Raw genomic sequence first — 14,559 nt, 5'->3', positions numbered from 1 at the left:
TATGTCCTCTCTTGAACAAGCCAACGCCGCGATTGCGGATACCGACAAACAAGAAACTCAGGAATGGCTCGACGCCCTCGAAGCCGTGCTCGACCGCGAAGGGGCCGACCGCGCCCACTTTCTGATCGAAAACCTGATCGATCTCGCCCGCCGCTCCGGCGCCCATATTCCCTATTCGCTGAATACAGCCTACGTCAATACGATCCCCCCCGGGCTCGAACCGCCGCACCCGGGCAATATGGTGCTCGAAGAACGCATCCGCTCCTATATCCGCTGGAACGCCATGGCGATGGTCGTCAAGGCCAACAAGCACGAGCCCGCCGATGGCGGCAGCCTGGGCGGGCACATCGCCTCGTTCGCCTCGCTGGCCACCATGATCGAATGCGGCCAGAACCATTTCTGGCACGCGGAATCCGCCGACCACGGCGGTGATCTGGTCTATTTCCAGGGGCACTCGTCGCCGGGGATGTACTCGCGCGCCTTCCTCGAAGGCCGCCTGACCGAAGAAAACCTCGATTGGTTCCGCCAGGAAGTCGGCGGCCAGGGCAAGGGCCTGTCCTCCTATCCCCACCCGAAGCTGATGCCCAGCTTCTGGCAGTTTTCCACAGTGTCGATGGGCCTGGGGCCCATGATGGCCATTTACCAGGCCCGTTTTCTCAAGTACCTGCATGCCCGCGGCCTGGCCAATACGGCCGATCGCAAGGTCTGGGTCTTCCTGGGGGACGGCGAAATCGACGAACCCGAATCCCTGGCCGCCATCGGCCTGGCCTCGCGTGAAAAGCTCGACAACCTCATCTTCGTCGTCAACTGCAATCTGCAGCGCCTGGACGGCCCGGTGCGCGGCAACGGCAAGATCATCCAGGAACTGGAAGGCGCTTTCCGCGGCAACGGCTGGAACGTCCTGAAACTCATCTGGGGCGGCTACTGGGATCCTTTGTTCGCCCGCGACAAAGAAGGCATCCTGCGCCGCGTCATGGAAGAAACCGTCGATGGCGAATACCAGGCCTACAAAGCCAACGACGGCAAGTTCGTGCGCGAAAAATTCTTCGGCAAACACCCCAAGCTGTTGGAAATGGTCAGCCGCATGAGCGACGAAGACGTCTGGCGCCTGAATCGCGGCGGCCACGATCCGCACAAGGTCTACGCGGCTTTTGCCGCCGCCGTCGGCCACAAGGGCCAGCCCTCCGTGATCCTGGCCAAGACCATCAAGGGCTACGGCATGGGCCACGTCGGCCAGGCCAAGAACCCCACGCACCAGCAAAAGAAACTGGACATCGACTCGGTGCGCGAATTCCGCGACCGCTTCAATATTCCCGTGCCCGACGACCAGGTCGATGACATCCCATATTTCAAGCCGGCGGACGACTCGCCCGAAATGAAATACCTGCACGAGCACCGCAAGGCGCTGGGCGGCTACCTGCCGCACCGCCGCCAAAAGGCCGATGAAGCCCTGCCGGTGCCCGATCTGGACGCCTTCAAGGCCGTGCTCGAACCCACCGCCGAAGGCCGCGAAATCTCCACCACCCAGGCCTTTGTGCGGGTACTCAACCAGATCCTGCGCGACAAGGCCCTGGCTCCGCGCGTCGTGCCCATCCTGGTCGATGAATCCCGCACCTTCGGGATGGAAGGCCTGTTCCGCCAGATCGGCATCTATGCCCCCGAAGGGCAGAAGTACGTGCCGGTCGACAAGGGCCAGGTGATGTACTACCGCGAAGCCGAAAACGGCCAGCTGCTGCAGGAAGGCATCAACGAGGCCGGTGGCTTCAGCTCCTGGATCGCGGCGGCGACGTCGTATTCCGTCAGCAACACCATCATGATCCCGTTCTTCATCTACTACTCGATGTTCGGGTTCCAGCGCTTCGGCGACCACGCCTGGGCGGCGGGCGACATGCTGGCCCGGGGCTTCGTGCTGGGCGGCACGGCGGGGCGCACCACGCTCAACGGCGAGGGCCTGCAGCACGAAGACGGCCACAGCCACATCCAGGCCTCGCTCATTCCCAACTGCGTGGCCTACGATCCCGCCTTCGCCCACGAAGTCGCGGTCATCATCCGCAGCGGCCTGCAGCGCATGATGCACGATCAGGAAGACGTGTTCTTCTACATCACCGTCATGAACGAAAACTACGCCCAGCCCGGCCTCAAGGCCGGCGACGAAGCAGGCATCCTGCGCGGCATGTACAAGTTGCAGTCCAGCGAGAAATCGGGCGACCTGCACGTCCAGCTGATGGGGTCGGGCACGATTCTGCGCGAAATCATGGCGGCCCAGGAACTCCTCGAACAAGACTGGGGCATCACCTCGGACGTCTGGAGCGCCACCAGCTTTACCGAACTGCGCCGCGACGGGATGGACGTCGAGCGCCACAACCTGCTGCACCCGACCGAAACCCCCCAGGTGCCCTACGTCACGCAGCAGCTGAAAAACACCAAGGGCCCCATCATTGTCTCCACCGACTACATCAAGGCCTATGGCGACATGATCCGTCCGTTCATCCCCGACGGCCGCCATTTCAAGGTGCTGGGCACCGACGGCTACGGCCGCTCCGACTTCCGCTCCGAATTGCGCAAGCACTTCGAGATCGACCGCCACTTCATCGTGCTGGCCGCCTTGCGCAGCCTGGCCGACGAAGGCAAGCTCGACATCGCCAAGTGCGCGGAAGCCATCAAAAAATACGGGATTGACGCCAACAAGGCCAACCCGCATCACGCCTGAGGAGGACGGACAACATGAGCTCAACCGTGGAAATCAAAGTCCCCGATATCGGTGATTTCGACGAAGTCGACGTCATTGAAATCCTGGTGGCGGTGGGCGATACCATCGCCGCCGAACAAAGCCTGATCACCGTCGAATCCGATAAGGCCTCGATGGAGATCCCCGCCTCGCAGGGCGGGGTGGTCAAGACCCTGAAGGTCAAGGTCGGCGACAAGGTCGCCGAAGGCGCCGTCATCCTCGAAGTCGAGGCCGACGAAGCCGCCGCCGCGCCGGCCGAACCGGCCCCGGCGGCCAAGGCCGAAGCCGCGCCCGCCGCGCCGGCGGCGGCCCCCGAAGAAACCACCGCGCCCGCCGCCGCTGCGGCGCCGGCCCCGGCCCCGGCGCCGGCTGCCGGCGCATCGGGACGCACGTCGCCGACGGCGGCATACGCCGAGGCCGAAGTCCCCCTGCGCAATCTGCCGCATGCGTCGCCCTCGGTGCGCAAGTTCGCCCGCGAACTGGGCGTCAACCTGGCCCAGGTCACGGGCAGCGGCGCGAAAAACCGCATCACGGCCGATGACGTCCGCGCCTACGTCAAGCAGGCGCTGGCCACGGGGGGCGCCAGTCCGGTGGGCTCCACCCTGCCGGGCGGCGAAGGCTTCAGCGTGCTGGGCTGGCCCAAGGTCGATTTCGCCAAGTTCGGCGAAATCGAAGCTCGGCCCCTGTCGCGCATCAAGAAAATTTCCGGTGCCAACCTGCACCGCAACTGGGTCATGATCCCCCACGTCACCAACAACGACGTGGCCGACATCACCGACCTCGAAGCCCTGCGCCAGCAGCTCAATGCTGAAAACAAAAAGGCCGGCATCAAGGTCACCATGCTGGCCTTCCTGGTCAAGGCCGTGGTCGCCGCCCTGAAGAAATTCCCGGACTTCAACGCGTCGCTGGACGGCGACAATCTGGTGCTCAAGCACTACTACCACATCGGCTTTGCGGCGGACACGCCCAATGGCCTGGTGGTGCCCGTCATCCGCGATGCCGACAAAAAGGGCGTGCTGGAAATCGCCACCGAAACCTCCGAGCTCGCCGCGCTGGCGCGCGACGGCAAGCTCTCGCCCGCGCAGATGCAAGGCGGGTGCTTCTCGATCTCGTCCCTGGGCGGCATCGGCGGCACCGACTTCACGCCCATCATCAATGCGCCCGAAGTCGCCATCCTGGGCGTGTCGCGCTCCAGCATGCAGCCGGTCTGGGACGGCAAGGCCTTCCAACCCCGCCTGATGCTGCCGCTGTCGCTGTCCTACGACCACCGCGTCATCGACGGGGCGGCGGCGGCGCGCTTCAATGCCTATCTGGGCGGTTTGCTGGCGGACTTCCGCCGCATCATTCTGTAAGGGGGCACGCATGAGCATCAACGACGTCAATGTGCCGGACATCGGTGATTTCGACCAGGTCGATGTCATCGAGATTCTGGTGGCGGTGGGCGATACCATCGCCCCCGAACAAAGCCTGATCACCGTCGAATCCGACAAAGCTTCGATGGAAATCCCGTCCGACCAGGCGGGCGTGGTCAAGGAAATCCTCGTCAAGGTGGGCGACAAGGTCGCCCAGGGCACGGCCATTCTCAAGGTGGAATCCGACGGCGCGGCCGCCCCGGCGGCGCCCGCTGCGGCCGATGCCGCGCCGGCAACCGCCCCTGGCACCACCGCCCCGGCCGCCGCGCCCGCGGCAGCGCCGGTGGCCGCCCCCGCCGCGGCCCAATACGCGGGCGCGGCGGACGCCGATTGCGATGTGCTGGTGCTGGGCGCCGGCCCGGGCGGCTATTCCGCCGCCTTCCGGGCCGCCGACCTGGGCCTGAAGGTCGTCCTGGTCGAACGCTACGCCACCCTGGGCGGGGTGTGCCTCAATGTGGGCTGCATTCCCTCCAAGGCGCTGCTGCACACCGTGGGGGTGCTGGAAGAAGCCCAGGCCATCGCCGCCCACGGCATCCGCTTCGGTCAGCCCGAAATCGACCTCGACGCCCTGCGCGGCTACAAGGACAGCGTGGTGGGCAAGCTCACCGGCGGCCTGGCCGGCATGGCCAAGGCGCGCAAGGTCACGGTCATCCGGGGCCGGGGCGCCTTCGCCGACCCGCATCACCTCACGGTCACGGCGGACGACGGCAAGCAGACCACCGTCAAGTTCGCCTCGGCCATCATCGCGGCGGGCAGCCAGTCGGTGAAACTGCCGTTCCTGCCCGACGATCCCCGCATCGTCGATTCCACCGGCGCGCTGGCGCTCAAATCCGTGCCGCAGCGCATGCTGATCGTCGGCGGGGGCATCATCGGCCTGGAAATGGGCACCGTGTATTCCGCCCTGGGCGCGCGCCTGGATGTGGTCGAAATGCTGCCCACCCTCATGACGGGCGCGGACCGCGATCTGGTCAAGGTCTGGGACAAAATGAACGCCAAGCGCTTCGACCACGTCATGCTCAAGACCAAGACCGTGGCGGCCGAAGCCAAGGACGACGGCATCTGGGTCACCTTCGAAGGCGAAGCCGCCCCCAAGGAACCCCAGCGCTACGACCTGGTGCTGCAGGCCGTGGGCCGCGCGCCCAATGGCAAGGCCATCGGGGCGGAAAACGCCGGGGTGGCGGTCGGCGACCGGGGCTTCATCGCGGTCGATAAGCAAATGCGCACCAATGTGCCGCATATCTACGCCATCGGCGATATCGTGGGCCAACCCATGCTGGCCCACAAGGCCGTGCACGAAGCCCACGTCGCCGCCGAAGTCATCGCGGGCGAAAAAGCCTATTTCGATGCCCGCGTGATTCCCTCCGTGGCCTACACCGATCCCGAAGTCGCCTGGGTGGGCCTCACCGAGGAAGCCGCCAAGCAAGACGGCGTCGCGGTCAAAAAGGGCCTGTTCCCCTGGCAAGCTTCGGGGCGCGCCATCGCCAATGGCCGCGACGAAGGCTTTACCAAGCTGCTGTTCGACGCCGAGACCGGGCGCATCCTGGGGGGCGGCATCGTCGGCACCCATGCGGGCGATCTCATCGGCGAAGTGGCCCTGGCCATCGAAATGGGCGCGGATTCCGTGGATATCGGCAAGACCATCCACCCGCACCCGACACTGGGCGAATCCATCGGCATGGCCGCCGAAGTCGCCGACGGGCATTGCACCGACGTGCCGCCTGCACGCCGGAAATAAGGGCCCCCACGCTGCGCCTTCGGCTTGCTGCCCCCCAGGGGGGCGCCTTCGCCTTGGGGCGGCCCGGTGGCGAAGGGGGCCCCCACGCTGCGCCTTTCGGCTTGCTGTCCACCGCGCAGCTTGCAAGCTGCTTGGATGCGGCCCGGCGGCGAAGGGCCATCTGCAGCAGGGGTACTGTGTGGTTTGATTCATGGCAGGTGCTACTATCGGCACCTGCCGTTTTTCTTTGTGGTTCGCCTACTCATGTCTACTTCCGCTCCCGCATCCGGTGCGCCGCTGGCCGATTGGCTGGCTTATCTTGAAACCCTGCATCCCAAGGCCATTGATCTCGGGCTGGATCGTATCCGCCGGGTGGCCCGGCAATTGGATCTGTCCCTGGATTGCGTCAAGATCACCGTGGCGGGCACCAATGGCAAGGGCTCCACTTGCGCCATGCTGGAGGCCATCTTGCTGGATGCCGGCTATCGCGTGGGCCAGTACACCTCGCCGCACCTGCTGCGCTTCAACGAGCGCATCCGCATCAATGGCCAGGAGGCCGGCGATGCCGACATCGTGGCCCAGCTCGAACGCATCGAGGCCGCGCGCGGCGAAACCACGCTGACCTACTTTGAAATGACCACCCTGGCCGCGCTGCTGCTGTTTCAGCAGACCCCGCTGGACGTGGTGGTGCTGGAAGTCGGCCTGGGCGGCCGCCTGGACGCTGTCAACCTGATCGACACGGACTGTGCGGTTCTGACCAGCGTGGATCTGGATCACACCGCCTACCTGGGGGACACCCGCGAGGCCATCGGCTGGGAAAAAGCGCATATTTTCCGCCCCGGGAAGCCCGCCATCTGCGCCGACCCCGTTCCGCCCCAGACCGTGATCGACTATGCCCAGGAAATCGGTGCCGATCTCTGGCGCTTCGGGATCGATTTCAACTATTCGGGCGATCGCCAGCAGTGGGCCTACGGCGGGCGAGGGCAGCGGCGCAACGCCCTGGGCTATCCGGCCCTGCGCGGGGCCAACCAGCTGATCAATGCCGCCGCCGCCCTGGCCGCGCTGGAAAACCTGCGCGACCGCCTGGTGGTGACCCAGCAGAACGTGCGCCAGGGCCTGCTGCACGTCAGCCTGCCCGGGCGCATGCAGATCCTGCCGGGCCTGCCGGCCACCATTCTGGACGTGGGGCACAATCCGCACGCGGCGGCGGCCCTGGGCCAGAACCTGGACAGCATGGGGCATTATCCCCACACCTACGCGGTGGTGGGCATGCTGCACGACAAGGAAATCGAAGCCACCCTGTCGCGCCTGACCCGGCGCGTGGATCGCTGGCTGTGCGCCACCCTCGATGGGCCGCGCGGCACCACGGCCCAGGAACTCGCCGACATCGTGCGCCGCATCACGGGCGACGTCGCGCCAGTCGATGCCTTCGTGGCGCAGACCGCCGAGCTCAAGCGCGGCGACCACAAGCCCGGCGTGCGCGCCGCCCCGCGCCCCGCGATCCAGGCCCGGGACGTACAAGTATCCACTTTTGACAGTGCGGAACAAGCCTTTGCCGAGGCCCGTCGGCTGGCCACCGACAATGATAGAATTCTCGTATTCGGGTCGTTCGCCACCGTTGGCCCGGTACTGCAGGTTCTGCGCTTCGAAGGCCGGGACGTGCTTTCTTGATCGGGCGGGCGTGCTGGCCTGCCCTTGCTAATGGGTAAGCTGCACGATGTTTTTTCGCCAGGGGTCCGGTTCGGATAAACGCGCATCCTCACGCGCCGGTAGCGCGGCCCAGCTCAAAGAACTCCGCACCAAGGCCCGGCGCCGCCTGATCGGCGCGCTGGCCCTGGTGCTGGCGGCCTTCATTGCCGTGCCGTGGCTGTTCGACGAACCTTCTCTCCCCGAACACCCGCAGGCCCCCATCGTGGTGCCCGCCGCGCCCGACGGCCTGCCGCCGCAGTGGGCGGACAACGGCCCGCCAGACGATGCGCCGGCGGCCAGCGGCGCGGTCGCTGCCGACACCGCCGCCGGCCAGCCCGCCGGCGGCGAAGGGCTGGTCGCCGCCGACACGCCCGAGCCCGCCGATCCGGCGGCTTCGACGGTTCCGCAGGCCCCGGCGGCCGGCAATCCGCCGGCCGCCACTGCGCCAAGCGCGGCGCCAGCCGCCCCGCAGGCGCCGCCCAAGCCGGACACCGAACCTGCCAAGCCCAAACCCGCCCCCAAGCCGGCCGAGCGCACGGATGACGGCTCCGTGGCCCTGGCCCTGTTGGCGGGCAAGGCCCCCTCGGCCGCTCAACCCGCCGCTCGCCCGGCCGCCTCGGGCAGATACTATCTGCAGGTGGCCGCCTACACGACAGAACAAGACGCGCAGGCGCGGCGCGACAACCTGCGCCAGGCCGGCGTCACGGACGCCTACGTCGAGCGCGGCCAATCCGGCGGGCGCACCGTCTATCGCCTGCGCGTCGGGCCGTTCGGTTCGCACGAAGCCGCCCAGGCGGCCCAGACCCGGCTGCGGGCGCTGGGCTATCAAAACGGCCTCATCTCCGACAAGTGACCAGCTTCGACTACATCGTCCTGGTCATCGTGCTGGTCTCCAGCCTGATCGGCCTGCTGCGCGGATTTCTTCGGGAGGTCCTGTCCCTGATTGCCTATGTGGCGGCATTCGTCGCCGCCATCTGGTGGGGGCCCGGCGCATCGGTGTGGCTGGATACGTTGATCGAAAACGGCTTGCTGCGCACCCTGGTCGCCTACGGCGCGGTGTTCGTCCTGACCCTGTTCGCCGTCGGCCTGCTCAACATGGCCCTGGGGGCGCTGGTGGATCGCACCGGGCTGACGCCGGCCGACCACGGCCTGGGCGCCGTGTTCGGGCTGGTGCGCGGGCTGGTGCTGGTGCTGGCCCTGGTGGGGTTGGCGGGCTACACCGAACTTCCCCGGGAACCCTGGTGGCAGCAGGCGCGCACCGTGGATGGCCTGGTCCGGGGTTTCCAGCAAATCAAATTGATGCTGCCGTCCGATGTCGCGCAGCTGCTTCCTTATTAGTCTTCATCGTCTTTACGGATACCAATCAGCATGTGTGGAATTGTGGGGGTGATGGGCCAGGCGCCCGTCAATCAACTGATTTACGATAGCCTGTTGCTCTTGCAGCATCGCGGTCAGGATGCCGCCGGCATCGCTACGGCGCATGACGCGTACTTCAGCATGCACAAGGCCCATGGCCTGGTGCGCGACGTGTTTCGCACCCGCAACATGCGGGCCTTGCCGGGGAACAGCGGCCTGGGGCAGGTGCGCTACCCGACGGCGGGATCCAGCGCCAGCGTGGACGAGGCCCAGCCGTTTTATGTCAATGCGCCTTTTGGCATCACCTTTGTGCACAACGGCAACCTGACCAACTGGCGCGAACTGCGCGAGGCCCTGTTCAAACACGACCGCCGCCACATCAACACCAATTCCGATTCCGAAGTGCTGCTCAATGTATTCGCCCACGAACTGCAGCAGGCCTCCGATGGCGTCACGCTGGATGCCCATGCGGTATTCCAGGCCGTGCGCGCCGTGCATCGCCGCGCCAAGGGGGCCTATGCCGTGATCGCCCGCATCAGCAGCTTCGGCATGGTGGCGTTTCGTGATCCGCACGGCATCCGGCCCCTGTGCCTGGGGCGGCACGACACCGAGGCGGGTGTCGAGTGGATGCTGGCTTCGGAATCCGTCGCCCTGACCGGCAGCGGCTTCAACCTGGTGCGCGACGTGGCCCCGGGCGAGGCCCTGGTCATCACCGAAGACGGCGAACTCAGCCACGAACTGTGCGTCGAACCCGGCCAGGTGCAGACGCCCTGTGTGTTCGAGTACGTCTACTTCGCCCGGCCGGACTCCGTCATGGACGGCATCTCGGTCTATGACGCCCGGCTGCAGATGGGTGAGTACCTGGCCGACAACGTGGCGAAATCCCTGCGCCTAGGCGATATCGACGTGGTCATGCCGATCCCCGATTCCTCCCGGCCCTCGGCCATGCAGCTGGCGTCGCATTTGGGGCTGAACTACCGCGAAGGCTTCATCAAGAACCGTTACGTCGGGCGCACATTCATCATGCCAGGCCAGGCCGTGCGCAAGAAATCCGTGCGCCAGAAGCTCAGTGCCATCGACCTGGAATTCCGCGGCAAGAACGTGCTGCTGGTGGACGATTCGATCGTGCGCGGCACCACCAGCCGTGAAATCGTCGATATGGCGCGGGCGGCGGGGGCCAACAAAGTGTATTTCGCCTCGGCGGCGCCCGCCGTGCGCTATCCCAATGTGTACGGCATCGACATGCCCACCCAGGCCGAGTTGATCGCCACGGGCCGCGACACGCGGCAAGTGGCCCGCGAGATCGGCGCGGACGGCCTGGTCTACCAGGATCTGGACGATCTGGAACAGTCGCTGCGCGACCTGAACCCCGCCCTGACGGCGTTTGAGTCGTCGTGCTTCAGCGGCCAGTACGTGACGGGCGACATCGACGAAGCCTACCTGCAGCGCCTGAGCCAAAGCCGTGGCCAGCCCCTGCGCTCGGGGGCCATGGTGGCCCCCGTGGACGACGCCTGACGCCATTCGGGGGGCTGTCCGCCCCCGGCGGCATCAAGGCATCAAGACATCAAGGACGGGCGGCGGGGCGCAGCAGCACCCACAGGGCCAGGAGGCCGCTGACGACGAACAGCAGCAGGCCCCACAGGGCATATTCCACCCCCAGCAGACTGACCCGGGCGTCCGCGCAGGTGGCGTAGATGCCAAACAGCCAGGGCAGGGCGGCATCCAGGCCCGACTGCGTCATGAAGACATCGGCAAAGGTCTGGGCGCAGGAAAACGCGTGCGCGGCCACCGTGTATTGATACCAGGCCGCCACGACCCCCGACAGGGACAGGGCCAGGCCCAGCGCCGCCCCCGCGCGTCGCGCCCAGGCGGCCCCCCAGCCCGTTCCGGCCAGGCCGCACACGGCGGCGATGGCCAGCAGAATCAGCCGCTGCAGCACGCACCAGGCGCAAGGGCGCATGCCGAAAACATGCTGGGAGACCAGGGCGACGCCCACGGCGGCCAGGCACAGCAAGGCGATGGATTGCAGGATTTTATCTGAGGCGGTGATCTTCATGGGGAGCGGCGGCATGCGAAAAAGGATGGGGTGAAGTGTACCCGGTGGCGGGCGTGTGCGGCGCCGGCGCATCCCCGGCCAGGGCGTCGAACAGGTGGCGCTCAAAGAGCCGCTGGGTGCGCGGGTTTTCCAGCGACTCGCCCTGGATGATGAAAATATCCTCGATGCGGTCGCCCAGGGTCATGATCTTGGCCATTTTGAGGTTGATGGCATGCCGGGCGAAGACGCGGGCCAGGTCGTGCAGCAGGCCGACCCGGTCGGCGGCCGTGACCGACAGGCGCCAGGCCCCCCCCGGCTCGTCGGCGTGCAGGCCGATGACGGGCACGATCGGGAATACGCGCGCGCGCCGCGAACCCCGGCGCCAGGCGCCGGCCTCCGCCGCGCCGGCGGCGGGATCTCGCAGGGCCTGCAGCAGCTCGTGCTCGATCAGGGTGGCGTGCGCACGATAGTCCGGGTCCGTGTCGGGCAGCAGAACGATGAAGCTGTCCAGCGCCCAGCCCTGGCGCGTGGTGTGGATGCGGGCGTCCTGGATGCTGACCCCGTGGCGGTCGAAGTAGGTGCAGATGTCCATGAACAGGTCGGCCCGATCCGGGGCGTAGGCCAGCACCTGCAGGGCCTGGCTTTGGCCCAGCAGCCGGACGCGCACCACCGGGTCGGGGCCCTGGAAGCAATGGTACAGGTGGCGGGTGTGCCAGGCGATTTCATGGGCTTCGTGGCGCAGGAAATAAGCCACGTCCAGCTGCGACCAGAAGGCCTCGCGGCTTTCGTCGCGCAGGCCCAGACGGCGGATTTCAGCCGCGGCGGCTTCCTTGCGCAAGGCCAGGATCGTGCCGGTGTCGGGCCGCGCCCCGCCCAGGGCGGATAGCGTCTGGTGGTACAGGTCTTCCAGCAGCTTGGCCTTCCAGCTGTTCCAGACCTTCGGGCTGGTGCCGCGGATATCCGCCACGGTCAGCAGATACAGGGCCGCCAGGCGGCGCTGCGTGCCGACCAGTGCGGCGAAGGCATGGATGGTTTGGGGGTCGCTGAGATCCCGTTTCTGAGCGACTTGCGACAGGCTCAGGTGCTCGCGCACCAGGAACACCAGGAAGTCGGTCTGTTCTGGATCGAGCTGATGCTGGTGCGCGAACCGGCGCATGTCCTCGGCGCCCAACTGCGAGTGGTCGCCGCCGCGCCCCTTGGCGATGTCGTGGAACAGGGCGGCGAGATACAGCAGCCAGTGTTCGTCCAGGTCGGCGATCAGTTGGCTGGCCAGGGGGTGCTCCTGGGCGTGCTCGGGCATGGTGAAGCGCCGCAGGTTGCGGATCACCATCAGGATGTGCTGATCCACCGTATAGGCATGGAACAGGTCGTGCTGCATTTGCCCCACGATGCGCCGGAAGACGGGCAGATAGCGCGGCAGGATGTTCCACATCGTCATGTCGCGCAAGGCGTGGACAATGCCCTGGGGCTGCTGCAGGATTTGCAGGAATTGGCGCCGGTTGACCGGATTGCTGCGGAACTGATGGTCGATCAGGCGGCGCGCATGCCAGATGGCGCGCAGGGTGCCCGCCGTCATGCCCTGCAGTTCGGGGTGTTGCTGGCGCACCAGGAACACGCGCAGCAGCAGGGCCGGATTGCGCTCGAACGCGTCGGCGCGGCGCGGGGCCAGCCGCCCGCGCAGGGCAAGAAAGTCGTCGTCCAGCGCGATGGCGGGCGCATGCGGCTGGGGAAACAGATGTTCTTCCAGGCTTTGCATCAGCAGGCGGTTGACTTGACACACCACCCGGGCGGCCCAGTAATAGCGCTGCATCAGCAGCTCGCTGGCGCGCCGGTGCGATTGATCCTTGAAGCCGTAGATTTGCGCCAGGCGGGGCTGCAGATCGAACAGGACGCGGTCTTCGCGCCGCCCGGCCAATAGGTGCAGCTCGATGCGCAGGCGCTTGAACGCCTGTTCGGCCCGTCGCAGCGAGCGGAATTCGGCGGCGGTCAGCAAGTCGGTGGCGGCGACCGCGTGCCAGGTGTCGCCCAGGCCCGCCGCCCGGGCCAGCCACAGCAGCACTTGCAGGTCGCGCAGGCCGCCCGGCGACTCTTTGCAGTTGGGCTCCAGCGCGTAGGGCGTGTCCTGATGCCGCGCATGGCGCTGCTGCATTTCCGTGCGCTTGGCCAGGAAAAATTCGCAGGGATCCAGGCTGGCCTGCATCTGCCGGCGAAACTGCTGGAACAAGGCCCGGTTGCCCGTCAGCCAGCGGGCTTCCAGCAAGGCGGTCTGCACCGTGATGTCGGCCGCCGCCTCGGCCTGGCACTGCGCCACGGTGCGCACGCTGTGGCCGGGCTCCAGCCCGATGTCCCACAGGGCGGCCACCAGGGCTTCCACCCGTTCGCGGTCGCGTGCATCCGGCCGGCGTTCAAGCACGATCAGGATGTCCAGGTCGGATCCGGGGTAGAGTTCGCCGCGCCCATAGCCCCCCACCGCAGCCACGCAGGCGCCCGCCGGCGCGGGGTGCGTTTGCAGCAAGGCCCGCACCCCGTCGTCGGCGATCCGGCGCAGGGCGGTCAGCAGGGCGTCCGGGCGCAAGTGCCGACGGTAGGCCGCGATGGCCTGAGCGCGCTGCGTCAGCAATTGGCTGCGCAGGGCGGCGAGGCCGTCCCGCAGCGGGCTGGTCATGCGGGGGTGGCGGCCTGGATGAAGGCGGGGGGCGCCGGCATGCCGGGCGACACGGTCAGGACTTCGTAGCCGTCGTCGGTGACCAGGATGCTGTGCTCCCATTGGGCCGACAGGCTGTGGTCGCGCGTGACGACGGTCCATTGGTCGGCCAGGGTGCGGATTTCGCGCCGCCCGGCGTTGATCATGGGTTCGATGGTGAAGATCATGCCGGCCTGCAGGCGCAGCCCGGTGCCCGGCTTGCCGTAATGCAGCACCTGGGGGTCTTGGTGGAAGCGCTGGCCCACCCCGTGCCCGCAGTATTCGTGCACCACGGAAAAACCGGCCGCCTCGGCGTGCTTCTGGATGGCGTGCCCGACGTCGCCCAGCGTGGCCCCCGGCCGCACCTGGGCGATGCCCAGCCACATGCATTCGTAGGTGGTCTCGGCCAGGCGGCGGCCCAGGATGGAGGGTTCGCCCACATAGTACATGCGGCTGGTGTCGCCGAACCAGCCGTCCTTGATGATGGTGATGTCCATGTTGAGGATATCGCCGTTTTTCAGCACTTTGTTGCCGGGGATGCCGTGGCAGATGACGTGGTTGACCGAAATGCAGATGGAGGCCGGGTAGGGGGGGTAGCCCGGCGGCGCATAGCCCACGGTGGCCGATTTGACTTTCAGGACGTTGGTCAGGTAGTCCATGCACAGGCGGTCGAGCTCTCCGGTGGTGATGCCGGGGCGCACGTGGGGCTCCAGATAGTCGAGGATGCTGGCGGCGGCCTGACAGGCAGCGCGCATCCGGTCGAGATCCTGGGGGTCTGTAATCAGTGGAATCATGGGGAACTTGCCGAAAATGTATTAAGAATAGTAGAATTATAAGCTTCGCTATAAATAGCGTGCAGGGCCGTCCATGGGTGTTTGCGACTGGCGTGCCGGATGACCGGAAACGGACAATCCGTTAATCCATGTTAGTCCCGGATACTGG

At 66.7% G+C, this 14,559-nt stretch carries 9 protein-coding genes and 1 pseudogene; 7 read left to right on the top strand and 3 right to left on the bottom strand.

Going from position 1 to position 14,559, the window contains the following annotated elements; translation table 11 throughout:
- Position 1 precedes the first annotated feature (1 nt).
- From aceE to purF, 7 genes are all read left to right on the top strand, one after another.
- A complete protein-coding gene (gene aceE / locus ACMHYJ_RS03260; protein WP_414244757.1) occupies positions 2-2,710 on the top strand; it encodes a pyruvate dehydrogenase (acetyl-transferring), homodimeric type in 2,709 nt (902 codons plus the stop codon).
- A gap of 14 nt (positions 2,711-2,724) precedes the next feature.
- Positions 2,725-4,080, top strand: coding sequence for a dihydrolipoyllysine-residue acetyltransferase (aceF, locus tag ACMHYJ_RS03255; RefSeq protein WP_414244756.1), 1,356 nt, complete (start codon positions 2,725-2,727; stop codon positions 4,078-4,080).
- A 10-nt stretch (positions 4,081-4,090) separates the two neighbouring features.
- Positions 4,091-5,875 carry a dihydrolipoyl dehydrogenase gene (gene lpdA / locus ACMHYJ_RS03250; RefSeq protein WP_414244755.1) on the top strand — a complete coding sequence of 595 codons (1,785 nt, stop codon included), beginning with the start codon at positions 4,091-4,093 and terminating at the stop codon, positions 5,873-5,875.
- Between the two features lie 243 nt (positions 5,876-6,118).
- Positions 6,119-7,525: a bifunctional tetrahydrofolate synthase/dihydrofolate synthase gene (folC, locus tag ACMHYJ_RS03245; RefSeq protein ID WP_414244754.1), complete on the top strand. Its 1,407-nt coding sequence runs from the start codon at positions 6,119-6,121 to the stop codon at positions 7,523-7,525.
- A gap of 46 nt (positions 7,526-7,571) precedes the next feature.
- Positions 7,572-8,396 carry an SPOR domain-containing protein gene (locus ACMHYJ_RS03240; RefSeq protein WP_414244753.1) on the top strand — a complete coding sequence of 275 codons (825 nt, stop codon included), beginning with the start codon at positions 7,572-7,574 and terminating at the stop codon, positions 8,394-8,396.
- Entirely contained in the window at positions 8,393-8,881 is a 489-nt protein-coding gene (locus tag ACMHYJ_RS03235; protein WP_414244752.1) for a CvpA family protein, read from the top strand. The genes ACMHYJ_RS03240 and ACMHYJ_RS03235 overlap by 4 nt, the downstream gene beginning before the upstream one ends.
- Before the next feature lie 30 nt (positions 8,882-8,911).
- Positions 8,912-10,414 (top strand): amidophosphoribosyltransferase, encoded by a 1,503-nt coding sequence (gene purF / locus ACMHYJ_RS03230; RefSeq protein ID WP_414244751.1) that lies wholly within the window; start codon positions 8,912-8,914, stop codon positions 10,412-10,414.
- Between the two features lie 49 nt (positions 10,415-10,463).
- Here the strand turns inward: purF and ACMHYJ_RS03225 are convergent, their stop codons facing one another.
- From ACMHYJ_RS03225 to map, 3 genes and pseudogenes are all read right to left on the bottom strand, one after another.
- Positions 10,464-10,955: a disulfide bond formation protein B gene (locus tag ACMHYJ_RS03225; protein WP_414244750.1), complete on the bottom strand. Its 492-nt coding sequence runs from the start codon at positions 10,953-10,955 to the stop codon at positions 10,464-10,466.
- 64 nt (positions 10,956-11,019) lie between these two features.
- Positions 11,020-13,599 (bottom strand): annotated as a pseudogene (locus tag ACMHYJ_RS03220) ([protein-PII] uridylyltransferase); the annotation flags it as partial.
- Complete coding sequence (map, locus tag ACMHYJ_RS03215; RefSeq protein ID WP_414244842.1) at positions 13,596-14,408, bottom strand: type I methionyl aminopeptidase; 813 nt, start codon at positions 14,406-14,408, stop codon at positions 13,596-13,598. The pseudogene ACMHYJ_RS03220 and the gene map, both read right to left, overlap by 4 nt.
- Positions 14,409-14,559: the final 151 nt, after the last annotated feature.

Origin of the sequence: Castellaniella hirudinis, assembly GCF_047468865.1 — a bacterium.
Classification (GTDB): domain Bacteria; phylum Pseudomonadota; class Gammaproteobacteria; order Burkholderiales; family Burkholderiaceae_B; genus Castellaniella; species Castellaniella hirudinis_A.
The sequence above is the reverse complement of the archived record's forward strand: the minus strand, read 5'-3'. Positions and strand labels throughout refer to the sequence as shown.